The sequence below is a fragment of the Halorubrum alkaliphilum genome (assembly GCF_017873815.1).
In the GTDB taxonomy this organism is placed as follows: domain Archaea; phylum Halobacteriota; class Halobacteria; order Halobacteriales; family Haloferacaceae; genus Halorubrum; species Halorubrum alkaliphilum.
Map to the genome: position 1 here is coordinate 1 of NZ_JAGGKQ010000026.1, position 24,506 is coordinate 24,506.

The following is a 24,506-nucleotide window of genomic DNA, read 5'->3' on the forward strand; positions in this document are numbered from 1 at the left end:
GGCATCGAGTCGAGCTACCGATTAGCCAAGCAGAGCCTCGCATTCACCAGTTCTCAGGACGCTGGGCTACGGCTGGTGATGTTTGTGGTGAGCCTACTGCTCCAGAATAGCTGGCGGTATCTACACTGGCGGTACGTGGCGGCGCCCCGCCGCGGGGGGCGCCGCCTCTGGCAGTGGTCGTTCACGGAGTTCTGTGAGATGGTGTTGCGGGCCGCTTGGACAGCGCTTGGTGTGCGTAGGACTGTTCCAGCGAACCAACCACTCGACGACCGGTTCTTCCGGTAGCTGTCCACCGGTCCGGACAGCAGTCGTGAGTGGCGACGCTGTCGCGTCAGCGGCGGTCCGCCGCCGACAGCGACGGTCCATCCCGAAGATTACGCTTACCAGCGCTTCGAAGACACTCCAAGACCAGTTCGATCTGATCCGCCGCCATCAGACCAGATCACGCGCCTGTCGATGTGATCGACTGATACTTCCTCGACTCCCATATGTCTGGGACATCGGACAGTATCATGATGTTGCTATCAGCTTGATCAGTGGTGAACTAGTCTCAGCGTCCTCCACAGTTACCACCTACGGCACATTTCAGGGATTACTCTACGTCTTCTTCCCGGCAGAACCGGTGACCGCAGCGGTGTTCAACGGTCTCTTCGCCGTGCTGGTGTACATCCCGGTCGCCTATCTCTATCGGTCGCTCTACCCGTGGATGTCAGAACACAACTACGGAGTGATGGCACTGATTCTCTATCTCCCGCTCCCGTTCCTCTTTTTCAGTCTCCCGATGCGAGACGCGCTCTCGGCGTTCAGTTTCCTCTCGTTCCTCGCGCTCGGAGTGTACGCACTTCAAGAACGTGACGTTGCGATGGGGCTAACGATAGTCCCCTTGTGGGCGATGGTTTTCCTGTTACGGCCCGAACTCGGCCTCGTCGGTCTCCTCGGATTCGGTGCCGCAGGGAGCGTCGATCTCATCCGGGTACTCGACATAGAGCTATCAATTCCCTCATTGGCGGTCGTCTTAGGTGGTCTCGGCGCGCTCGGGTTTGGTCTGTTCGCGGAAGTACTGTATTCCTTTGAGCGTGCAAACCGAGAACTCGCCTACCGCGCACAGGGCGGGGCAGTCTACCTCGACGGGATGCAGTACAGCTCTTGGTTCGATTTCCTGCTTGCGGCCCCGGGGCGCGTGCTCTACTTCGTATTCACGCCGTTTCCCCTCCACGTCGAATCGGTGTTTCACCTGCTCGCCTTCACCGCAGTCCCGATAGTGATCGTTCTGTTCGTCGGCGCGATCCGGTCGCTGTACGAGTGTGAGTTCGATGAGACGGTCGCGGTCCTTCTGATCGTCGTGTTCCTCGCCGGATCTGCCGGCTACGGCGCGATCAACTCCAACTTCGGGACCGGTGTTCGCCACCGAATAATCTTCGAGTTCATTCTCGTCATCGTCGCCGCGCCCGTGATCGCCCGCTGGGAGCTACTCGTCCGTGAGTGGCTCGGTGTAGTTCCACATCACCGCGACGAGCACGACGAACAGCAGCGCGAAACTCAAGAATTGGATAGTCACGTGGAGGCCCGAAGAGAGTATTCGAACGAGGCTCGCGAGTAACCCCAGACCGAGAAGCCCCACCAACACGCGCTCGTCGTTCAGTGCCCGAACCAACAGGCTGTGCTCGGCCCACTCGACGACCTGCGCTGAGACGCGATACAGGAGAGAATTTTTGATTATCTCTACCGGACTCGGCTTCATTAGGCGTTGGCAGGAGGAGCGGTTACTTATGAGTTGTTCTCGGTGATCGATTCGAGAGTACACGTCGTGCGTTCGACCGTATCGGCCCATCGATGATCGTCCACTGCGATTTGTTCCGACGCTTCACCAGAATCTTCGATCGCTTCGAAGAGGCCGTCTGCGAACGTTGTGTTCCCGTCATCCGCGACTACGTGGCCTCGCTCCCCAAGCGTCGGCGTAACTTGCTCCAGATCGCTCATCACGATCTCCAGTCCACTCGCCATCGCTTCCAACACCGTCCGCGGCACCCCCTCCGCCCGGCTCGGTAACACCAACACCTTCCCACTCCGGTACACTTTCGGCATCTCGTCGTACGGCACGTGTCCGAGGAACGTCACCGCCTCCCCGATCCCCAATTCCTCCACTTGCGCTTCCAGATCCTCTCGTAACGCGCCGTCGCCACACAGGTACAGCTCCGCATCCGGATACTCTTCGAGCACCTCCGCGAACGCCTCGATCGCGAGCCACGGCCGCTTTCCTTCTGCGAAGCGCCCGACGAACAGCACGACTGGTCCCTCGGCGTCGATCAACTCGCTCTCGGGTCCCTCGGGCGTGAACCGTTCCGTGTCGATCCCGTTGGGGACGACCTCGATCCGCGAACGCACGCCCAGCTCCCGCACGCGCTTTTTGTCCACGTCGGTGTAACAGAACACCACGTCCGCCTGGTTGAACGTCCACCGCCCGAGCGTCTTCAGGTACAGCGAGAACAGTCGCTCCGGCGCGTTCTGACTGTACAGCCCGTGGTTCGTGATCGCCAGCGGAATATCGCCGAACCGTCCCTTCAGCGCCGCGAGGTTCGTCACGAAATAGCAGTGCGAGTGCGCGTGTATCACGTCGAAGTCGTCGCCGTCCGCGTGCCAGAGGTACCGAGCCACCGCAGGCGACACGTCGTTGCCGAGCAGCGTCACGCCCGGTGAGACTCGCAGTATCGTGTACCCGTGCGTCTCCTCGATCCGCGGTAGAGACTGATCCTCCCGTGTCGTGAGCACGGTCACGTCGTGACCCATCGCGGCTTGGTCTCTCGACATCGCGTGAACGTGGTAATCCCCACCGCCTTTCGTGTCGGGATAGGTCCACGGCGCGACTCGGAGAATTCGCATTACGCACTTGTACCCGGCGCCAGCAAACAAACGTACCGGTTCAGGTTAGTCACACATCTTGTTTAACCAACAGCCGCTCACAAATGGGTTTATTGTTGGTTAAGTGTGCTCTGCTTGTATGGTGTTATTCACACCGGTTCAGAAAGTCACCGTTCAACTGTCAGTAACAGCGTCTTCGGTCGAATTATCGTGCGTGTCATCAGTTCCTTTTTCGTCAATATACTGCCAATCTTCGGTGTCTAAACGACCCTTGAGATATGCCTCACCGTCTTCTGTAATAACATAGACTCCGTTTCCAAGATGATCAACTAGTCCCTTTTCGGCTAATTTCTTACATCGCCGATCCACTTGTTGACGTGAGTATCGGATCGGACCTTCTCGCTTCATTTTGGTGGGAGACCCGGATTTATGCTCAGATAGATACTCTAGGATGCGGTCATCTGCCGCAGTCATCCAACTACCCGCATATCTCATAGGACACACTGCTATTCCCAGGTCTATATTACGGTCGGATCGCATTTCAAAAGTCTCGCAGCCACTCAGATAGTCTCCGTAATATTAATAAGACAATAGCGTGTGAGTTTAGTTACAGAACCCAAGTGACGAACCCTCGGCTCGTGAGAATTTATAGAAACCCCGACCGCGGTGCTGGAACACCCGGCCGGGACGGGTTCTGTGCGGTACCACAGAACCATGCTAATGCTGGCAACTGCGGGGCTTAAGCCCTGCGAGACGACTGACGGATCGGACGGAGAGACCACCGACTGTAGTTTGTGTGAAAACGCAGCCGACGGCCACGACGCTACCTTCGACGGTCCACTCTGTAGTACGTGTGCTGAGACACGCAACGTCAACGAGAGTATCGGGGAGGGCCACAATGTCTAGCCCCCGTCCCGAAACCGACGCCATCCACTCACTGGCCGATTTCTCAGCCACCCATCGCGATCTCCTCTGGCTACTCTCACAGACGGGTCCCAGCGAGAGCCGTTCACTCCACCACGCACTCGCCGACTACTACACAGAGGCCATCGATCACAGCCGAGTCTGTGACACCCTTGAAGACCTCATCGAACGCGACCTTGTCGCTAAACATACTGACAACACCTCCAAGTACCGACTCACTGAGTCGGCCCGCCGCGCTCTCTCTGCGCGCCAGGCGTGGCAAGCTGGCACTCACAACGCTGAAGGAGGGCACAGATGACGCGACCCACCAGCGACACGCAAACCGTAGATCGTCACCAGCTTGCGCGCATCTCACTCGACACGGACCACCCGATCTGCCAAATCTGCGGACAACCGCTCCACGAAGGCGACGACATCACCGCCTACGCCTACCGCGCGGCCGGCGAACCCGCGTACGCGATCGGCTACATCATGTGTGGATCAGATACTCACGAACACCCGACCGTCTTCACCCGCGGGGTTCGTGAGTACGTCCTCACGGGCCATATCGGGACCTGTGCGAACACTCAGACCCAATCGACGACGTACATCCTGCTGGAGCCAACGATCGTCGTCACGAGTCCCGCGACGACTACAAATCTACACGTCCACCCAGACGCTACAACACCACGGGACCCAACCCACCCGACACCACAGGAGCCCACGCCGCTTCTCACTGCGGCTCGAGAATACGCCCGCTCTGATGGTGGCGCCCCACCCGAGGGGACAGAATGATCCGGGTTGTCGTGACCCATCGACTCATCTTACGGTGATCGCTCGTGGGACCACGCCAGCCTGCGACCCGTGAGCGAGGGATCCGGCTTGTCAGCCACGAGACTACCCTCTCCACCGAGGGAATCGTCTGTACTGAAATCTCACCACGGGTAACCGAGTGGGTTCCAGACCTCCTCGACAAGCTCAAACCGCACACCGAACGGGCCATCTGCGATTCCACCACCACAGATCCGTGGCGCGCAAGCACACAGCTCCTCACAGAAACTCTGCCTGAGTGGCAGAACACCGATGAACCATGGACCGACGACATCGCTGAAGCCGTCGCGTACACCCGCGCGATCACGGCGCTTGCGCTGACCTACAGGGACACCGACGTCGACACACTGAGTACGTACCACCACCAGCGATACGACGGCCTAACCGACACGGTCACCACCATCGGCACGGGGCGTGGCCCAGTCAACGCCGACCTCGGCGCGCTCGCAAAAGGCCCGGTCGCGCTCCATCGTGAACTCGAGGATCAACCCGAAGTCCTCACACTTCTGTTGGACGGTGACACGTGGACCAGCCTCACAGACCGTCGCACGGGCGTCCGCGCACTCGCGGCGATCGCAGTGCTTGCCGACGGGTTCGACGTCAGACTCGTCGCGTCCCCGACAGTCCAACGACACCTCTCGAAACGGTATCCCCACTGGACCGAGTGTCACCTGGATCTTACTGCCAGCCGGGATCGGTCCCCCCACACCGACCACTCTACGCAGACTGCCGAGGCCGCGTGGGAGGCCATCCGTGATCTCGATACCGAACCAGGAAAGCGACGCTTGCTCGGACACCTCAACGCCGACGACACACGGAGCTACCGTGATCTCACCCACGATCACACGATCGATATCGCCGACGGGACCGTCAGCCGGTACGTCCTCGATCTCGAAACACGCGGTCTGGTTACGATCGACCGTCGCGGCCAGCACAACACCGTCCAGCTCACTGACCTGGGGCAACTCGCCGTCAAGCAGTGTCTCGACGACACTAACGCCCTCGTCCACCCGGACCAGCGCCGGCTCGATGGGCGTCTTACTGGGACCCCTCAGGAATCTACAAGTACAGTGTCGCCCCGCCGGGTGGGGTCACCACCGGAACCCACCATCGACGAACGGGTGGCGACAACCGGCGACCCAGACAGGGAAACTGATTACGTCCAGTGGCTCACTGGCCCTGAGACCAGCCCAGACCAGTTCCACGAGCGATTCAGCACCGTCGCCCATGACGATGCCATCACGCTCGTCGACGACCAACCACAATCGTTCGAGGACGGTCGGGTTACGTATCTCAGTCACACCGATACTGAAACGCTCGTCGTCCTCCAGTGGGGCGGGCCCTTAGCCACCCTAGGACGTCTCGCGGGCGCCTTACTCAGTGACAAAGCACTCTCGACAATCCTCACCCCCACACGACTCGGCCACAACTTCGAAACGATCGACGATCATCGTGATCACGACACCGCCCGTATCCTCCGCCGTGGCCACCAAGTGGGCTGGTACAGCGAGACAGAAACCACCTACCAAGCTTGGAGAGACCGGATCACGACCGTTCGAGACCGACTCCTCGCACAAGTCGCCACGCTCACAGGCAGCGACGACACAGCCGCCCGAAGCGACCTCTTCGCCGATCTTCACGGACTGATCGCCTCAGCAACCCAACTGTATCACGCAGTTGGAATCGATCTCACGACTACCATCAGAATTCCCGATACAGACGCACTCGCGCGCAACACTACACAACTCCATGACCTCTGTGAGTTCCTCGGCAAGACTGTACCTAAACAGTCCGTCTACGGGGTCCACTCAGGCTACCGCATGCTGTTCGAAGACCGGCCCGCAAAGCTGTGCCGCCGGCTCCCCTACGAGGTCGAGTCCAACACAACGCTCGATCTCACCATGTCGTGGGTACTAGCCGGCCCGACGATCACCGCGCTCCACGACGACATCACCACCGCCCTGTCGACAGAACTCTCCGAGGTGCGTAAAGCGATCGCTGAGGGAACCGAAGCCGCACCGACGCTCGAAATCCCCGTCGTCGACGCGACGACCTACCCCGCCATCCGGCGGGTGATCGACGAGATAGCGATGACCCACGACGTACAGTGGACATCCCACGAGCGACAGCGGCTCGTGCGGCTGTGTCTGCGCTCGTTCGGCCCGGCGGACACCCCAAGAGCGTGTCCGTACGACGTCGTGGAGAGCCTCCGACAAGCGCTGAACGAGTCCCACTGTCCGACCCCTGCCGACGTTGAACGTGCAGCGGCCACCCTCCCAGCCACACGCTTTCGGCCCGATCTCACGCCGACAGCCACCAAACTGTACGCGACGCTCCTCCAGGCAGATCAACCGCTTGGTCGCTCAGAGTTGATCGACAGAGCCGGTATCTCCGCAAGCAGCTATGACCGCCGGCTGAGCGATGTTCGCGAGCTCCCCCGAGTACATGCCGTCCAGGTGGATGGTCACCGACGGTGGATCACCGATCACGAAAGCGCAACTAGACCGCCGGCAGACATGACAAAGACACCAACGCCGCTGTTGGCGCATCGACAGACGAATCCATCCCACCGCGTCGTGAGCAGTCACCCAGACGTGTGGACGCGACAACGCACCGCCCACGCCGACACGGACCTGTTCACGCCGATAGCCACGCAGAACACCATGATTCGAGACACCACACTTCCCGTGAAGACGCATCGAAGACAGCCACCAAGAGACGACCACCGCGACGTACCGCCCGCACACCACCTCATCGACTCCCGAATGCCAGATCCACACCACCACGAAACGCTAGCATCATCCGTGACACCGACGCTCCACACGAACCAAAAAGGTGAGACACAATGACGGCTCCCACAGTCACCCTCGAAACGGACATCACACGCGATCGCCCCGCCAGCCAACAGGAGGGCTCCATCCAGGTGGGCCAAGACGAACTCGATGACTCCGTCATCACGCTCAGTTTTGGTGGGCCGTGGGGGACGACGTACGCGGATCTCACACCTGAAGAGGCCCAAGCGATCGCGACCGCCCTCGAAGACACAGCCAACAGAGCCCAACAGGAGGAGAACGCCGATGAGTGACCGAGACGAACTCCAGCAGATTCCCGGTGTAGGCGACACCGACGAGGAACCCACCGTCGATCACGATCCAACAAACGGACGGTGGCTGGAGAAGGAGTTCGCAGCCGCGCTCAAACAGTGGGGATACCGCACGGCACGCAACCAACACGTCTTCGGGCTCGAAACCGACGTGGTCGCGCGGCGAAATCCGCTACGTAATAGGCCGGACGACTTCATCGTCGCCGAGTGTAAAGACTGGCACACGACCCTTGTCGGCCGCAGCGCGGTAGCATCCATCTCCCACCGGGCCGCTCTCGCTCGCGCAATGCCCGTGCTCGTCGTGTCGTGGGGCGTGACCACCGCCGCGTGGTCTCTCGCCCAACGACTTGATGTCCGGATCGTCACCATCGACGACCTCACCAAGGAGTCACTTCCACCACTGACCGAGCACCGGCCGCCGAGAGGCACGTTCCGCACCCGTCGAGAGCCCTGTGTGAGTGAACTCCGGAGTGACATGCCGCAGTTGTTGAGACGACGAAGCGACCTCGACATCGAGGCACCGGTATTCTACGCTGGGGGCAGTGGTCCGTGTTACGTCCCTGATCGGTCGGGCAACGACGAGTACGTCGACGCCTACGGCAGCGACTATGACTTCGGCAAAGATAGCAAATATTAGTTATTTCTAAGAAAGTATTTTATCGGTGGAGCCTGTAGTCGCTGATACACATGACCACAACTGACGCTCCCCACGATCTGTGGGAGGGAGACGTGAATGAGGCTGCCATTGAAGAGTGGAAGGCGGATACAACCACGTTCGACCGCATTCGCCACGTCAGTGACGTCACCACCGAGCCACAAGCCGTCAGTACAATAGCCGAACGAGCACATGTGAGTGAACCAACTGCGCGAAAATACCTCTCTATACTGGCGGAAACTGGCCGGGTCAAAATAATCAACACAGAGTCTGGAACTCGGTATATGCGCGCTCCCCAGATGCTGGCAATGAAGCGTATCGCAGCGATTCATCGCGAACATACCAAAAGCGAAATCCGAGACTCGATTCGAGACCTCAAGACGGAACTGAACAGCTTTCGAGAGCAGTACGGCGTTGTAGACGTCGACGAACTCTCTCTTAAGTTGGAACCCGGCGACAATGGCTGGCGAGATGTCACCCGCTGGCAACAGATCGAACAAAATCTCGAGATTGCACAGGCGGCGCTCTCACTCTACGACTTCGATCCTGACGACAGCCACGCTGCTGCGGCTCGTGTTGCTGACACCAGGCGTGTTATCGGATCGGATGAGTACGGAGCACTCGGCGATGAAAGCGAGCAATCCACGGCGTAGATGGAGCCTGATACAGATGTCGAGGGAGAAGTCAGACCACTAGATGAGACCGCGTTAGAGCAGATTCGAGACGAGTTCACAACGCTGGACGGGCTTGTCATCGAAGCGGGGTTCGACAGTCTACTGGACCCGACGAAACTCGTCGTACGACTCGATGACGGCATCGGAGGTGCGGACTCATGTCGATTTGATCTTCGATGGTACCAAACAGGATACTACAATTTTCACCATACCGACGAGCAGGATGTTAATTTCCGATTTGACTACCATCCCAAACCGGACGCTCCGAACAAGCATTTTCATGCTCCACCCGAAGCACTGTCAGAGCGTCCGCAACGCTCCTGTATCACTACAATAGAGCCCAGACTGGTGACCCGTGCAGTACATTTTCTCTGGCGGCGTGCATACGAGGAGAGTTCGCTTACACAATTGAACGAAGCGGAAAATCCGCCCTAAGATTCTCCCGAACGGTTGCCGCGGATCGCTCGTCGATCTGCCACTCCATGCCGCGGCGGTTGCCCCTCACCGAGCATCATTCGTCCGAGCGATGCCCGTGCTTGTCGTCGCATGAGGCGTGACCACCGCATGTGATACCTCGTGCAACTGCTCAACGCGCGGATCATCACCATCGACGACCTCACCACAGAGTCGCTCCGTCCACTCACGGAGCATCGACCGCCAAGGGGAACGTTCCGCACCCGTCGAGAGCCGCGCGTGAGCGAACTCCAGGATGACGTTCCGCTACTGTTGGACCGACGAAGTGATCTCTATATCGAGGCGCCAGTGTTCTACGGCAGTGGTGGGAAGGGCCCGTGTTACGTGCCGGACCGAACGGGCAACGATGAGTACGTCAGTGCTTACGACAGCGATTACGACTTCGTGTGAGACCGGCGCTTCCTTGCACACAGACATCAGTCGATATCGTTTCTCCCGGGAGAAACTGTTATGTGTCACACTGTATTATAGTGTATACATGCCATCAATCAGTGCCCGGGTTCCCGATGATGATGAAGACGAGCTTGAAGCGGTGAGTGAGCTATTAGAGGAAGACAAGAGTACAGTCATTCGCAAAGCACTCTCGGAGGGTCTCTCATCGATCCGTCGACGTGTCGCTATTGAACGATACCAAAGTGGTGAACTCTCGGTTAACGAGGCGGCTCGACTTGCCGGTGTAAGTCTCGCAGAGTGGCTCGAGATCGCCCGTGAACACAATCTCACAACCCAACTGTCTCCAGAAGATATCGAATCTGACGCTGCTGCTGCGCGTGAACTGTGACACGAATTTTCCTCGATGCAACAACGCTCATCGCACTCGGTACCGTCGGTGAACTCGAACACCTTACAGGCTTTACTGGTGAGCTTGTTGTCCTTCCCACAGTCCAATCTGAAATTACAACGGAACCCGCTCAGACAAATCTGAGCCGGTTTATCGATCAGTATGCGGTTGAGACGACCGATCCAGCTGCTCAAGACCGAGTTCAGCAAGCCAAAGAAGTCCTTGGTGAAAAAGAACAGAATGGAGATGTCTCTCTGATTGCTGCTGTCTTGGCCTATACTGCTGAGGACCGACCGGTCGGCGTTGTCTCAGATGACCAGCGTGTTCGGACCACGGCCCGCGGGCTTGGCGCGACAGTCACTGGGACAGTTGGTGTTATTATCCGGGCTGTGGAGGAAGGACTGGATCGGGAGGAAGCGTATAATCTCGTAAGGCGGATTGACTCACACGGTCTCCATATGACTGCGAGCCTTCGGGAAAAAGCCTACTCGCTCGTTGATGACGCCGCTGAATCGACATCGTGAACACTTGTTGACATCCTCACCGCCCTGAACGGGGAGGATGTCAAAGCCCAGTGGTGCCGTGTGTCGACGACAGAGGGGAAACGACAATGGCAGGGAACACCGAGGGGTCACACCACCATCGGTGCCATGACTTATCGAAGTCGATACCGATCACGACCCCACAAACGGACGGTGGCTCGAAGCAGAGTTCGCAGACGCACTCGAACAGTGGGGGTACCTCACCGCCCACAACAAACCGACGTCATCGCGCGGCGAATTCCCCTGCGTGGCGAGCCAGACGACTTCATCGCCGCCGAGTGTAAAGACTGGCACACCACCCTTGTCGGACGTCAAGCCGTCGCGTCTATCTCCCACCGGGCCGCACTCGCTCGCGCAATGCCGGTCCTTGTTGTGGCGTGGGGCGTGACCACTCCCGCGTGGTCTCTCGCCCAGCTGCTCGATGTGCGGATCGTCACCATCGACGACCTCACCACAGAGTCGCTCCCACCACTCACGAAGCATCGACCACCCAGGGGAACGTTCCGCACTCGTCGAGAACCACGAGTGAGTGAACTCCGGAGTGACATGCCGCAGTTGTTGAGACGACGGAGTGACCTCGACATCGAGGCGCCGGTGTTCTACGCTGGTGGAGAAGGTCCGTGTTACGTGCCGGATCGAGCGGGCAACCACGAGTACGTCGACGCTCTCGACACTGACTACGAGCTCGGTTGACATCCTCCCCGCGCTGAAGCGCGAGGATTCCCACGGCACCGCACCGCTGGGTTGGGATATTGTGGTTTACGACGTTACCTGTTCTTGAGGTGCAAACACACCAGTTTCCTTGTCAAACAAGAACGTCGATGGCTGTGCCAACCAGCCGTTACTCCTATCACCGCCATCCGTGGCGGGACTCGGAGATACTTTCTGCCGAATGTTCTCAGCACCGTTCACGTCCGCGTTCGCCACTGTCCCGCACTCATCGCAGACATACAGTCCGCGTTCAACACGGTTTGCGTCACGCTTCCGACCACAGCACGAACACGACTTCGAGGTATCCCGCTCAGACACTTGTTCAACCGTGATACCTTCCATTTCGGCTTTGTATTCGAGAAGGTCTGTGAAACGGTCGAACGCCCACGAGTGCAGGTCAAGATTCCCGTGTATGCCCCAGTCCTTTGACTCGGCGTTCTCCTCATCCTCACGGATGCCGGAGAGATCTCCCACCATGATAGTTCCAACTTCCTCGTCAACACACCGCTGGACGATATGTTTCGAGAGTGTGTGGAAGTAGTGGGTACGGCGAGCCGACTTCTTCTGGTTCAGCCGGGTGGCCTGATCGGAATTCGAGTCGTCACACCGAGCGATTCGCTTGCTGAAGTAGTAGTCGTCCTGTTTCAAGCAGTTCAGCGGGTACAGCTCGCTGTGACCGTCTTCATACGCGAGCGCGGCAAAGTTGTTAATACCGAGATCAACACCCACCGTCTTCTCACCGGGGGCTTCATCCACGTCGATCTCGACCTTACAGACGAAGTGTAGTTCCCATTCGTCGCCCGTCCACACGATCTTGGCTTGTTGGACGTTCTCCACGGCGGAGAGGTCAACGTCGGGGCGAGTTTGGTACTTACACAGGACAAAATCCGACCAGTACTCTTTCAGGTTCGATCCTTTTGAGAGTCGGACGCGGTTGTACTGGGTGTCGAGTTTGAAGCCAGCGGCTTTGAACGTGACTGTGGAACGCGGGTGTTCGTCGACGTGTTTACGGTAGCCGGGCGGGTTCGCTCTCGTGTCTCCGTTACGTCGTTTGCCGTACCAGCCGTTGAACGCCTCAGCGAGTTCTTGAAGGACTCGCTGACTTGACTGCGAATGCAGGTCAGCATAGCGTTCGTGGGTTTTGAGGTACGTGGTGAGTTCGTTGTGGTTCGGGATGTGATCGATTTCATCCCAGATCCGACTGCATGTCCACCGTCCGACGTTCCAGAGCTTACTGGCTGCGAACCCGAGCGAATCAAGGTCGTCTTGTACCCGAGACTGGTTCCGTATGGAAGCAGTATAGGTGCGGGTAACGACCTGTTTCGCCATACGTAACCTATGTAGACCAATTATCTTGAAGCTGTGTATTTGCTCAGCGTGGAATATCCAGCCGTGCCATCGAACGGTGGACTGTGAAGGGTAGTGTCGGATTCATCCCCGCGCTAAAGCGCGAGGCTTTCTCCTCGATTCTCCGTAAGAGCGGACGCTGGGGAGGTCACACCTCATCGGTGCCATAGACTTATTTAATTGTAATACTATCGTACTACTATGAAGTACGCAAGTGTCAGTGTCAAATTCCCGGTTGAGCTGGACACTGAGATTGAGCGGTTCCTTGATGAGACGGGTATTTACACCAATAAAAGCGAGTTCATCAAGGAAGCCTGCCGGTCGCATCTTCGCGAACTTAATGACGACGCAGCAATCACCGCGCTTCGGCTAGAGCAACTACTCGCACAGGCTGAGCAGAGCCACCAATCAGATACCGAGATCGACGCCGATCTCACAGCACTCGGCGAGAAAGTCGATGCAGACGAGCTTGAACGGGCCGTCGAAGAGGCCCGTGAGGAGACGGCCACACAAGTGTACGGATCTGATTCGTGAAGATCCTTGACACGAATCTGTGGGTATTCGGGACACTACGAACCAACGAACGGGCAACCGAATTGCTCACCGCAATCGATCGCGGTGAGACAACATCGGCGATTAGCGCGTACATGCTCCAAGAGGCGTTAGTCGCATTCGATCGCACGAAGGGCCTCTCTGCGACAGAACGAGACGCTGTCAAAACCAGTTTTGTGACACGACTCACCCGGATGACGGGCCTCATCGAAGCGCCATCAAGTCGTGATGCGAGCGATGCGCTCCTTCGAGAGCAACGGTCGGCGCCCACAGTACGAACACTGGCTTGCGTCTGTGGGGTCCAGCCGAAAGACGTTCCAATCCTTGTGTTAGCGTTTGAGCATCGTGACCGCCAACCAACTATTTTGACGAACGACGAGTCCTTCGCAGAATTTGAGCCGGCAGCACACTCGCTTCCTGAGATCACGATCACGCACGTTTCGTAACGGTCGGGTCACATAATCAGAGAAGGGCTACTACGAGTCGTTCTCGTTATCGTCCGCGAAAGCATCGATATCGGCGGAATTCTTTTGTGACGATATGGCGTGCTCTTATGATTGACATCCTCCCCGCCCTGAAGGGCGAGGATTCCCGACCGCGTTGGGATATTACGGTTCGCGGTTCACGACCTGTTCTCGTGGGGCGAAAACGCCCTCACTACGGTCGAACAGGTGAACCGCTGGCTGTGCCAACCAGCCGTTATCCCTATCTCCGCCATCCGTGGCGAGACTCGGGAGTACCTTTTGTCGAATGTTCTCAGCACCATTCACGTCCGCGTTCGCTACTGTACCACACTCATCGCAGACATACAGGCCACGTTCGACACGCTGACTGTCATCTGTATGGTCGCACGCCGAACACGACTTCGATGTATCGCGTTCCGACACCAACTCCACGTCGATGCCTTCGGCTTCCGCCTTGTACTCGAGTAGCGTTGTGAAGCGGTCGAAAGCCCACCCGTGCAAGTCGAGATTGCCGTGGTCGCCCCAATTCCGAGAATCACCGTTCTCGTCGTCTTCTCGGATGCCGTCGAGATCGCCAACGACAAGCGTTCCGACGCCTCGTTCGACACACTCCTCCACGAGTGCTTTCGAGAGTGCGTGCAAGAAGTGCGTCCGACGGCCCGTTCGTTTGCGGTCGAGGCGAGTGGCTTCACGGGACGAAGAATCGTCGCACTTTGCTTTCTTCTTCGTGAAGTAGTATTCGTCCTCTTTGAGTGCGCCACCGGGATACAACACGGATTCACCGCCGAAGGAGACGGCCGCAAAGTTGCATATCCCGAGGTCAACACCAGCCACCTCGTCTCCCGGCGGTTCCGGGTCGATGGTGGTGCGACAGACGAATTGTAGTCGCCACTCGTCGCGTTTGTAGACGGCGCGAACCTGCTGAATGTCCCACTCGGTCAGATCAACATCCGGGCGAGTCTGGTACTCGCATAGGATGAAGTCTGACCGGTGTTCTTTGAGGTTCCGGCCTTTTGAGAGGCGGACGCGGGTGAACTGTGCGTCGTGCTTGAAGCCAGCCGCTTTGAACGACACAGTTGAACGCGGGTGGGAGTCTCCGTTTTTCCGGTAGCCGGGCGGTCGGGCACGGTCGTCGCCGTTCCGACGCTTACCGAACCAGCCGTTGAACGCTTCAGCGAGTTCTTCGAGAACGCGCTGACTGGATTGAGAATGCAAGTCCGTATAGCGTTCGTGGCTTTTGAGTTCGGCTTTGAGTTCCCCGTCATCGGGTATCTCGCCCGTTTCGTCCCACTGTTCTTGTGCGTAGTAGCGACCGACGTTCCAGAGTTTTGAGGCGGCCCATCCGAGCTGATCGAGGTCGCCACGAACCTGTCGCTGGTTCGTGATCGTGGCCTCGAAGGTTCGGATGGTTCGACTCATTTTCTGGCTTCATAACTGGTTATGAACGATGTTCTGTTAATAGTGTCGGTTAGCGTGGAATATCCCGCCTTGCTACCGACGGTGGATTGTGTAGGAGTTGTCGGCTGTATCCCCGCCCTGAAGGGCGGGGTTTTAGCCTTGTAACTTCCATAACCCAGTCACCCACATACGAGACGTACGCCCGCCATCGATCACGAAGCAAGCAGCGTCTCACGGCTGATTCGAGTATGAATTCATGGAACGAACACCATAGCAAAGGTCGAACGACGCCGTCGAGAGCTTCAGGAAGCCGCGGACGACGATCCGATCATCACTCGACTGCGACGCTCAGACCGCGTCGGATGGGTCCGCTTTGGCCGCGCTCTCCTCGGCCGCGCTCTCCTCTGTCGCGCCCTCGTCGCTCCGGTCGTCGAGGATCTCGGCGAAGCCGTAGGTGGGGTTCGTGTGCTGGACCTCCACCTCGACCTCGTCGTCGACGTCGGAGCCGGGGACGATGAGGACGTACCCCTCGCCGACGCGGGCGATCCCGTCGCCCTGCTGGCCCATGTCGTCGATCCGGACGGTGAGACGCTCGCCGACCGACACCGGCTGGTCCGTCTGGTCGGGCCCGTCGGTCCGGCCGGAGCCGGCGGCGTCGGCGGAGCCGGTCGCGTCGGCGGAGCCGGTCGTCGACTCGTCGGGCGAGCCCTCCTCGAGCAGGTCGACGGTCACCTGGCAGACGTCGCCGGGGGACAGCGATCCGAGTTCGATCTCGCGGGACGGTATCTCAACAACGTAGCGGTCACCAACACGTTCGAGACGCGCCGTGTACTTACACGACGGTGAATCAGCAGTCATTATAATCCGCCTGCACGTACCGGCGGTCCGCTCCTAATACCTTCGAAACGCGCCTGCCCGCCGCCGTTGGTGGGTCGTCGGTGGCGTGGGTCGTCGGTGGCGTGGGTCGTCGGTGGCGTCCGTGGTCGGTGTGATCGGGAGTCGGCACTCGGGGATCGGTGTGGTCGGTGGTCGATGTGATCGGGAGTCGGTGGGTAGTACGGTTTCGTGAGAAGGGTCCGTGGTCCGGTCAGGTGGTCACTACGTCTATCTTGACGGTGTCGGCGTCGGAGTCCTCGCGCTCCGCGTCGGCCGAGGGCTCGTCGGCATCACTCGCCGCGCTCGCGGGCGCAGCCAGCAGAGACGCGCCCGCGATGGCGAGGAGGTCTCGTCGCTTCATGGAAGATGGGTTTTTCCGATGTGATAAACACTTTGTGGTTAACGACGTCGCAACTGCCCCCGATTCTCCCGCTTCGTCCGACTCACATCCGACGTGCGTCCGACGCCGGAGCGTCGGCGGGCCGCCGACGCGTCGGTCCGTCGATTCGTCAGTTCGTCGATTCGTCAGTCCGTCGATGGGAGTGGCCCGGGCGGTCGCGTGGACGGCCGATACGGTTATCTCGTCACCGCGCGTACGGGGGTCGAGATGGTGCGAACGCTCGTGACGGACGCGGAGCTTCTGTGGGTGCTGGAGTCGTTCGGGCGCGAGCGGCGGGCGACGGCGTCGGCGCTGGCCGAGCTGCTGCCGCTGGCGCCGACGTCGGTGGGCGTGCGCCTGCGGAGCCTGGAGCGCCGGGGGTACGCGACGCGGTCGGCGTCGCGCGGGCCGGTGGCGGCGAGGTGGTCGGTCACGGAGCGCGGGCGGGGGCTGGTCGCGGAGGCGGGGCTGCCGCCGGTCGCGGAGACGGATCTGGACGCGCGGTTCGCGGGGCGGGAGGCGACGATCGACCCGCGGACGGTGCTCGCGGCGGTCGCGGAGCTGGGCGGTGCGGAGGCGGAGCTGGGCGGTGCGTCGGCGGAGCGGGGCGGCTGGGTGCGGTCGAGTGCGGTGTACGCGGCGCTGCCGTACTCGGCGGGGGCGATCCGGCGGCGGCTGCTGGCGTTGCGCGCGGCGGGGCTGGTCGAGCGGGACGCCGAGGGGCGGACCCATCGCTGGCGCGTGACGGACGCGGGGCGCGTGCGGCGCGCGAGCGCGGGGGTCGCGAGCGCGCGGCTCGCGGGCGTGGGGGCCGCGGGCACGGGGGTCGCGCGCGAGGCGCGTGCGGGGTCACTGGGTAGTTTCGGTCGGGATCTGGGTACTCCCGGTCGGGATCCGTCGGTCGAGGACGACGGGGTCGGCTCGCGGGGCGGGAAGGCGGTCTGAGTCGGGGTTTTAGTCGGCAACTACTCCGTGGGGGGCGGACGTATGGAGTTGTTTATCTGGTGGACGTGTTCGGCTGGTGATGTGCGTCGGGCGGGATCGGCTCGCGGATCGTCGGGGTCGGGGTCGGGCGATATTTCCGAATACTGTCGAGTAACCAAGGATTAATATGGACTCGTGAGGATCGATCTGACACACACGTGCATGCGTGTGTTGTTCTTAACGACTCATGAACGGCACAGGAGTTGCAGTGGGTTGCAGAACGATCGGTAATAGTCTACCGTTACCTATAAGTAATGGACCTTTGAATAGGGGAAACGTAGCGTGAGTAAGTGCTACGCGGTGACACCCACGGATCACGAGACACCATGAGACCGTTATGAGTCAGGCGATGACAGAGAACAACAGTACAGACGACACTGCCCGGACCACGATCGAGGTAGACCGCGAGGTCTGGCGGAAGGTCCGTGCAGAGGCAGTCGGCGAGGGCAAGAACATCTCGGAGAAGCTCGAGGAGATACTCCGCGAGTACTTCGAGGACGATGCCTGAGATCACACAGATGCAATCGAAAACACACGACCGGAACGACCGGTACGACGGAGGCGTAGAGTTATGACAGGTAACAGTGATGCGGGAGCGGCCAGCCCGCAGGAGGTGAGAGCATGAGTGGTCGGAAGCAGAAGATTCGTGCAGCTTTCCTCTCGATGATCATGGTACTGTCTGTAGTTGCCATGGCAGGAGCATTTGCTGGAAGTGCTGCTGCGACACCACAAAATGTTGATCTTGTTGATGTTGATCCTGATGAGGTTGTCCAGGATCAAACAGTTGATCACGAAATTGAAACCTTTGCAGATGAGATTGATGTTGATACCGGTGAGGTCGCCAGTAGTATTGACGTAAGAATTGAAGTTACACTTAGTGATGGAGAATTCGACTCAGCGCCTGCCGAGGAAGATGTTACGCTGACAAGTGGGGGAGATACTGTAGAAGGCACCGATGCTGCAGTTGACGACATTAGCCTACAGGCCGGTGAAAGTACACTCCGCGTTGATTATGACTCCGATGTAAGCGGTGGTGACATTACTGGCGGCTCCGAGGACATCACTCTGACTGTTGACTCTGTAGATATAGATCACGCAGATAACACCGATGACGTTGACATCACCGTCTCATACGAAGATAATGATGGTCCATCCGACCAGGTATTTGTCGGTGCTATTAATGTCTTAGCCAATGATGGTGTGTCGATCGATAACGCAGGCACTCCTGCGGACATTGCAGCTGGTGACGATGATGTGACTCAAGACCTCGCTGCGGAGGAAGATATTGAGATCACCGTTCCCGAAGATGGCGACCGCACGCAGGTTCGGTACGACCTCAACACGCTCACTGACCTCGGTGTAGATATCAGCGAGGCCGAGCTTGGTGACTACTCTGCTACCGGTGACACGATCATCGACTCGAACGTTGACGAGGACGACGAGACACTCCGTTTCGTTGTCGAACAGGATGGTAGCGAAATAGAGTTCTCACAGCTCGAACTGGACGGTCTTGACACGAGTGACGTGAGCACTCAGACTGGACTCGATTACCGTGTCACGATCGACTACCAGAACCTTGACGTCTTCGCAGACTTCGACACTGATGACGTCGCTCGGACTGGTACGTTCAACCTCGCGTTCATCGAGGTTGAAAACCTTGCTCAAGAGGATCGTGAAGTCTTCACGAATGTGAATGATGCACTCACGAGCAACCTGCACGATAACGACGAGGACGTCGTCATACGCTTCGCGGGCGGTACCTACGAGTTCAGTGGTGAAACGATCGGTGCTGACAACGATCAACTCGAAATCCGTCCGGTTGAGAATGACGACGTGACGTTCCTCACCGATGAGGGAGCGCCTGATACGACGTTCGACGTTGATGCTGAAGATGTAACAATCTTCAACGTCACATTCGACCAGAACGAGGAAACCGAGATCGCGCTCAACCTCCTTGACGAGGCTGATCTAAGCGTTGAGGACAGCACCTTCGAGGGTATGGATGGCAGCGAAGACTACATCGTGTCCCAGGAAGGTGCTGATCTTGACATTGATGGGAGTACTTTTGAGGGCGAGGATGAAGCTGAATCCGCAGTCTCCGTCGGTACAACCGGCGATGAGGGCTCTCTGAGTGTCACTGACAGCACGCTGAACGAGACTGATACTGCACTCGATCTGTCCGAAGATCTCAGTGACATTGACGCTATTACCGTCGAGAACAACGAGTTCAACGCAAACGACTTCCATATCGATGACGACGGTGACAACATCGACCTCGATGCTGCCTTCGACGACAACACGTTCGATCAGTACGTCATCGTCGAAGATATCGCTGATGAAATAATCGACGGTATCTACGGCGACCTTGATACCGCCGTTGACGAGGACACGGCAGACGATCTCGATGAAGAGACCGTCACCATTACTGGTGAGCACGAGCTCGACGGCTCGACCATCAACATTGCGGGTAGCGCAGACGATGTAGTTATCACTTCACCCACTGATGTCGACGCTGAAGACGTCGAAATCATCGGTGATAGTGATACGGATGTTATCGTGATTGACGACGGTGTTGATGATCTTGAAGTGTCCGGGCTTACGATTCTGGCTGATGACGGTGGATCCGACGCTCGTGCAATCACGGATGGTGGCACCAACGAGATCCGCGATCTTGTCATCTCGGATAACGTGTTCGTGCTTGAAGGCGACGATGACGTTGCTGCCATTGACCTTGATCAGAGTAACGATGTCATCGACGTTGAAATTGACAGTAACACCTTCGAGCCCGAAGATGAGGGTGACGAATATGACGCGATCAACATCGACGTGCTTGAAGACGATGGTTCAGCGAGTGCTGACATCACGAACAACGTGATTGAGTCTGCGGATAACGGACTCACCACGGGCGCAATTGACGCTGATGACCTCTCGATTGAAGTTAGCGGCAACTCCCTGCTCAACGTGACTGCTGCATCCGGAGACGGTATCCAGTTCGACGTCGAAGATGGGATCGATAGTCTAGAGGTCTCGAACAACCATATCGCTGGCGACGAGGACGGCAGTGATGCGACGGGTATCGACCTTGCTCTCGACGATCAGAGTGAGGACGTCGATGTCTCGGCCAACACCGTCGTTGGTCTTGATGAAGGTACTGCGTTGGTACTGGACGATGATGAAGCCGAGCCCGCGCCGACTGTCGAGGATAACGTCTTCGACAACAACGAGGAACATATCGACTTCACGTCTGCTGAAAACGAGGTCGACGACCTACTCGAAGACAACACGTTTGAGACGATGCTGATCGTCACCGAGGAGGTTGACGACTTCGATGATGCCGTCGAAGACGGCGACCTTCGAGAGGACACGATCTTCGGCCTCCTCGCTGGTGTCGAGGGTGTCCCGTCAACTGGTGACGGCGACTACGTCTTCGTCGGTGCAGGTGAGTACGTCGAAGCTGACGATGGTGCAGAAGTTATCGACGTAACTGAATCTGAGGTCACATTCGAGAGCCTCGAAGGCGCAGAGGAAACGGGGATCGTGAATGAACACGAACAGGACACGATCGTCCTCTCCTCGGGAGCCGACGAGGTTGTCATAGATGGATTCACCTTTGACTCTCAGGACGCTGGTGACGAGGTCGACATTCTCGTCGAAGATACGAGCGTATCCGATGCGCAGATCCTGAACTCGGAATTCATCGGTCCGGGCGATGACGCGGACCGGACAGCTGTCGAGTTCAAAGGTGACGGGAGTGATACCCAGCTCAATAATTCGGCTATTGACCAGTACGAGACCGGTATTCTCGTTGATGGCCACGACGGCAGTAGCGATCTACTGATCGTCGATACCGATATCAACGGCACTGATACCGGCGTCGATGTGACTGACGTAGACGTTGACGAAGCGCTCGAAATCGTCGATGGCAGTGTCACGTACACAGACACTGGCATCGTCGCCGCTGATGACGACCAGATCACGGTGAACGGGACAGTGATCGAGGTTGAGGATGTAGGTGTCCAGATGGACGGGGCTGACCTTGACGTAGAGAATGCGGAAATCACGACCGAGGCAATTGATGGTCTCGGCGTGCACGTCAACGGTGACCACAACAACCTCGACGTGTCTGACAGCGTCGTCTACGACAACGACGTTGCTGTGCAACTGGACGACGGTGACAACCACGTTCTCGTCCGCAACCAGATCCTGAACAGCACGGAAACTGGTGTGTACATAGACGGTAGTGTTGGGGGTGAGACCCGAGTCAACTTCAACGACATCGTCGACAACGAAGTTGGCATCGAAGACAACGACGGCCTTGACGACCAAGGTGCTCTCGCCAACTGGTACGGCGACGAGACTGGTCCATCCGGCGAAGCTAGCGGTGATGAGTTCACCGGTAGCGGTGACGAAGTAGATGCTGATGTCAATGCTGAGTACTTCGTCCCGTGGCTCAACCAGTCCGTCACTGAGCTACCCGAAGACGAACTGATCGTGGTGACTGACGAGCGGAACATCTTCGCTGAGGACAATGGTTATGACTTCCCGGAAGATGATAGGGCGCAGCTCGTTGTGGCTGTGCTTGACGATGACCTCGCGGGTGACATCGATGTCAGTGAGGATCTAACTACCCTGACCGATATCGATGATGTCGACTTCGATGATGATCCAGAATATCTCGAAGATGACGAAGTCAGTGCGGACAACCCGCTGCTGGAACTCGACGCTAATGTTGATGATGACGCACCCGGTGACTACGACATTGAGGTGCTAAACACCGGAGATGCGGCAGTTAGTGATGGATTCGGCGTCCAGACGTTCATCGCCACTGCTGATGGTGTTGAAGTCACGGCCGAGTCCGATGAGGTCGTCGCTGACGGCGAGACGACGACTAACATTACGGCTCAGCTCACGGCAGATGGAGAACCTGTTGCGCAAGGCGGTGAGGAAGTCACCTTCCAGATCATCAATACTGATGAGGATGCTGGTGCAGCCCTCACAGAAACCAGCGTCGACACTGACTCGGATGGTCAGGCTGTAACTGGTCTGACGGCTGAGGAAGCTGGATTCGACATCACCGTTCGCGCAATCGCGGTGAACTCTCAGGACAGTGTCACTGTGACCTCCGTCGAGCCCACCGAGGCGAACTTCACGCTCTCGGATCTGGACGCACCGGATCAGATCGTCCAGAACGAGTCCTACGAGGTCAGCGTGAACGTCACCAACGAGGGTGACGGTGTCGGTACGCAGGACGTCGTGTACGAGCTCCAGAACGCCACCGACGACACGGTCGAGATCGACGCCACCGAAGCGGACGTCGAACTCGACGCTGGCAACTCCACGGAAGTGACCTTCGAGGTCGCTGCCGAGGACACCGACGCGCTCGAACTCGGTGACGACTACGCACACGTCTTCGAGACCGACGACGACACGCTCACGATCGAGAACGTCAGCGTCGTCGAGGAGCTCGACGACCCGCGCGCCGCCTACACCAACGAGGACGGTGTGGTCGACGGTGACGGCCTCCTCGACGCCGCCGCCGACTTCCGCCAGGACGACATCGACAGCGACCTCCTCCTGGACGTCGCTGCCGCGTTCCGCACCGACGAAGTCATCCAGTAGTCGCGTGAGCCCCCGGTCACCGCCCGGGTGACCGCGCTCACCGACCGCTCGATTCGAACCACCGCACTCCCGTGCGGCCCACCCGCTTTGCGGGCTTTTTTTATCGCGCTCATCCGACGAGCGACCGCTCCGGCGACTGCTCCGGCGACCGCTCCGGCGACCGCACCGGCGACTGCCGCCCGCCCGCGCCACGCGCCCCGGTGAGTTAAGTAGACCCACGCCGTGAGTCCGGCCATGTCATCCTGGACACGCACGCGTGTTGCGCTGGTGGTCGCCTGTGTGCTGCTGGCCGCCGCCGTCGGCCTGGCCGCACCGGCCGCCGCCGACGCTGCCCCGTCCGACGAGGACCCGATCGAATCCGTCACCCAGTCTGTCCCCGACACCGCCGACCCCGGTGACACCGTCACCGTCGAACTGACGATCGCCATCGACGGCGACATCGAGCGCCTCGACGTCGTCACGACCTTCGAGCCCGCGGTCGCCGACGTCACCGTGATCGACGACGACGGCGCGACCGTCTCCGAGGTCACCGACGCCAACGACGAACTCGTCGCCTCGTACGGCGACGTCGACGAGGTGACCCTGGAGTACGAGGTCGCGATCGCCGAGGACGCCGCCGAGGACGACACCGTCGAGCTCGTCGCCGACGTCGAGGCCGACGAGGCGTTCGAGCGCGAGGCCACCGACACGATCACCGTCGTCGACGAGACGATCGAGAACGTCACCCGAGACGTGCCCGCGGGCGCGACCGCCGGCGACACCGTCGAAGTGACGACCACCGCCGAGCTCGACGAGCCGACGACCAACGTCTCGATCACCGACCAGTTCGAGACCCCGGTCGCTGACCTGACGATCGTCGACGACGATAACGCGACCGTCTCCGAAGCCACCGACGCCAACGACGAACTGGCCGCCTCGTGGGGCGACGTCCGGAACGTCACGCTCGTCTACGAACTCACCCTCCCCGAGGACGACGTCGAGGCGGGCGACAGCTACGCGATCACCACCACGGTGGCCGCCGACGCGGAGACCACGACGGAGAGCCACGAGATCGTCATCTCCGACGTCCCCGGCGCGGTCGAGTACGCCGACCCCGACACCGGCGAAGTCGACGCGAACGGGATGCTCGACGCCGCCTCCGACTTCCGCGAACGCGACGACGTCGACGCCAACACCCTGCTCGACGCCGCCGCCGGGTTCCGCTCGGACGACCCCGTGTTCTAACCGCCACCGGACCCGCTCGCCCCCACTCCGCACCCGTCCTCCCGTTTCCGGTCCTCCATCCGTCCACGCCGGGTTCCTCCCGTCCACGCCGGGTTCCTCCCGTCCACACCGGGTTCCTCCCGTCCACACC

The 24,506-nt window shown here is 59.1% G+C and carries 21 protein-coding genes and 1 pseudogene; 16 read left to right on the forward strand and 6 right to left on the reverse strand.

Annotated elements, in window-relative coordinates; genetic code table 11:
• Both J2751_RS13015 and J2751_RS13020 read left to right on the forward strand, forming a co-directional pair.
• Nucleotides 1-285 (forward strand): annotated as a pseudogene (locus J2751_RS13015) (ISH3 family transposase); the annotation flags it as partial.
• A 337-nt stretch (nucleotides 286-622) separates the two neighbouring features.
• Nucleotides 623-1,600: a hypothetical protein gene (locus J2751_RS13020; protein WP_209486631.1), complete on the forward strand. Its 978-nt coding sequence runs from the start codon at nucleotides 623-625 to the stop codon at nucleotides 1,598-1,600.
• Between the two features lie 167 nt (nucleotides 1,601-1,767).
• On the opposite strand, the gene J2751_RS13025 is transcribed toward J2751_RS13020, so the two are convergent.
• Both J2751_RS13025 and J2751_RS15600 read right to left on the reverse strand, forming a co-directional pair.
• Nucleotides 1,768-2,880, reverse strand: a complete 1,113-nt coding sequence (locus J2751_RS13025; protein WP_209486633.1) for a glycosyltransferase family 4 protein — start codon at nucleotides 2,878-2,880, stop codon at nucleotides 1,768-1,770.
• Nucleotides 2,881-3,033: 153 nt separating this feature from the next.
• On the reverse strand, nucleotides 3,034-3,354 hold the full coding sequence (locus J2751_RS15600; protein WP_245202790.1) for a MarR family transcriptional regulator: 321 nt from the start codon (nucleotides 3,352-3,354) through the stop codon (nucleotides 3,034-3,036).
• Nucleotides 3,355-4,077: 723 nt separating this feature from the next.
• On the opposite strand from J2751_RS15600, the gene J2751_RS13030 reads away from it, so the two are divergent.
• The 9 genes from J2751_RS13030 (at nucleotide 4,078) to J2751_RS13070 (ending at nucleotide 11,515) form a co-directional block, all read left to right on the forward strand.
• Nucleotides 4,078-4,557 (forward strand): hypothetical protein, encoded by a 480-nt coding sequence (locus tag J2751_RS13030; protein ID WP_209486635.1) that lies wholly within the window; start codon nucleotides 4,078-4,080, stop codon nucleotides 4,555-4,557.
• A gap of 44 nt (nucleotides 4,558-4,601) precedes the next feature.
• Entirely contained in the window at nucleotides 4,602-7,442 is a 2,841-nt protein-coding gene (locus tag J2751_RS13035; protein WP_209486637.1) for a plasmid replication protein RepH, read from the forward strand.
• Complete coding sequence (locus J2751_RS13040; protein WP_209486638.1) at nucleotides 7,439-7,678, forward strand: hypothetical protein; 240 nt, start codon at nucleotides 7,439-7,441, stop codon at nucleotides 7,676-7,678. The genes J2751_RS13035 and J2751_RS13040 overlap by 4 nt, the downstream gene beginning before the upstream one ends.
• On the forward strand, nucleotides 7,671-8,333 hold the full coding sequence (locus J2751_RS13045; protein ID WP_209486639.1) for a restriction endonuclease: 663 nt from the start codon (nucleotides 7,671-7,673) through the stop codon (nucleotides 8,331-8,333). Before J2751_RS13040 ends, J2751_RS13045 begins: the two co-directional genes overlap by 8 nt.
• Nucleotides 8,334-8,383: 50 nt before the next feature.
• On the forward strand, nucleotides 8,384-9,004 hold the full coding sequence (locus J2751_RS15610; protein WP_245202793.1) for a DUF7342 family protein: 621 nt from the start codon (nucleotides 8,384-8,386) through the stop codon (nucleotides 9,002-9,004).
• A 597-nt stretch (nucleotides 9,005-9,601) separates the two neighbouring features.
• Nucleotides 9,602-9,889, forward strand: coding sequence for a hypothetical protein (locus J2751_RS13055; RefSeq protein WP_209486640.1), 288 nt, complete (start codon nucleotides 9,602-9,604; stop codon nucleotides 9,887-9,889).
• A gap of 88 nt (nucleotides 9,890-9,977) precedes the next feature.
• Complete coding sequence (locus J2751_RS13060; protein ID WP_209486641.1) at nucleotides 9,978-10,280, forward strand: UPF0175 family protein; 303 nt, start codon at nucleotides 9,978-9,980, stop codon at nucleotides 10,278-10,280.
• Complete coding sequence (locus tag J2751_RS13065) at nucleotides 10,277-10,804, forward strand: hypothetical protein (protein ID WP_209486642.1); 528 nt, start codon at nucleotides 10,277-10,279, stop codon at nucleotides 10,802-10,804. Before J2751_RS13060 ends, J2751_RS13065 begins: the two co-directional genes overlap by 4 nt.
• Nucleotides 10,805-11,347: 543 nt before the next feature.
• Complete coding sequence (locus tag J2751_RS13070; protein WP_209486644.1) at nucleotides 11,348-11,515, forward strand: hypothetical protein; 168 nt, start codon at nucleotides 11,348-11,350, stop codon at nucleotides 11,513-11,515.
• 66 nt (nucleotides 11,516-11,581) lie between these two features.
• On the opposite strand, the gene J2751_RS13075 is transcribed toward J2751_RS13070, so the two are convergent.
• Nucleotides 11,582-12,862: an RNA-guided endonuclease InsQ/TnpB family protein gene (locus J2751_RS13075; protein WP_209486646.1), complete on the reverse strand. Its 1,281-nt coding sequence runs from the start codon at nucleotides 12,860-12,862 to the stop codon at nucleotides 11,582-11,584.
• Nucleotides 12,863-13,081: 219 nt separating this feature from the next.
• Between J2751_RS13075 and J2751_RS13080 the strand changes: the two genes are divergently transcribed.
• The gene (locus J2751_RS13080; protein WP_209486648.1) at nucleotides 13,082-13,414 is read left to right on the forward strand and encodes a ribbon-helix-helix domain-containing protein; all 333 of its coding nucleotides are present in this window, start codon (nucleotides 13,082-13,084) and stop codon (nucleotides 13,412-13,414) included.
• Between the two features lie 626 nt (nucleotides 13,415-14,040).
• Here the strand turns inward: J2751_RS13080 and J2751_RS13085 are convergent.
• From J2751_RS13085 to J2751_RS13095, 3 genes are all read right to left on the reverse strand, one after another.
• Nucleotides 14,041-15,315 (reverse strand): RNA-guided endonuclease InsQ/TnpB family protein, encoded by a 1,275-nt coding sequence (locus J2751_RS13085; protein WP_209486649.1) that lies wholly within the window; start codon nucleotides 15,313-15,315, stop codon nucleotides 14,041-14,043.
• 327 nt (nucleotides 15,316-15,642) lie between these two features.
• Nucleotides 15,643-16,152 carry a TRAM domain-containing protein gene (locus J2751_RS13090; RefSeq protein ID WP_209486650.1) on the reverse strand — a complete coding sequence of 170 codons (510 nt, stop codon included), beginning with the start codon at nucleotides 16,150-16,152 and terminating at the stop codon, nucleotides 15,643-15,645.
• Nucleotides 16,153-16,381: 229 nt separating this feature from the next.
• Nucleotides 16,382-16,531 carry a hypothetical protein gene (locus J2751_RS13095; protein WP_209486651.1) on the reverse strand — a complete coding sequence of 50 codons (150 nt, stop codon included), beginning with the start codon at nucleotides 16,529-16,531 and terminating at the stop codon, nucleotides 16,382-16,384.
• 246 nt (nucleotides 16,532-16,777) lie between these two features.
• Here J2751_RS13095 and J2751_RS13100 point away from each other — a divergent pair, with 246 nt between their 5' ends.
• The 4 genes from J2751_RS13100 (at nucleotide 16,778) to J2751_RS13115 (ending at nucleotide 24,376) form a co-directional block, all read left to right on the forward strand.
• The gene (locus J2751_RS13100; protein ID WP_209486652.1) at nucleotides 16,778-17,494 is read left to right on the forward strand and encodes a helix-turn-helix domain-containing protein; all 717 of its coding nucleotides are present in this window, start codon (nucleotides 16,778-16,780) and stop codon (nucleotides 17,492-17,494) included.
• 388 nt (nucleotides 17,495-17,882) lie between these two features.
• On the forward strand, nucleotides 17,883-18,041 hold the full coding sequence (locus J2751_RS13105) for a hypothetical protein (RefSeq protein WP_209486654.1): 159 nt from the start codon (nucleotides 17,883-17,885) through the stop codon (nucleotides 18,039-18,041).
• A 113-nt stretch (nucleotides 18,042-18,154) separates the two neighbouring features.
• A complete protein-coding gene (locus J2751_RS13110; protein ID WP_209486655.1) occupies nucleotides 18,155-23,152 on the forward strand; it encodes a right-handed parallel beta-helix repeat-containing protein in 4,998 nt (1,665 codons plus the stop codon).
• 234 nt (nucleotides 23,153-23,386) lie between these two features.
• Complete coding sequence (locus tag J2751_RS13115; protein WP_209486656.1) at nucleotides 23,387-24,376, forward strand: COG1361 family protein; 990 nt, start codon at nucleotides 23,387-23,389, stop codon at nucleotides 24,374-24,376.
• The last annotated feature ends 130 nt before the right edge of the window (nucleotides 24,377-24,506 follow it).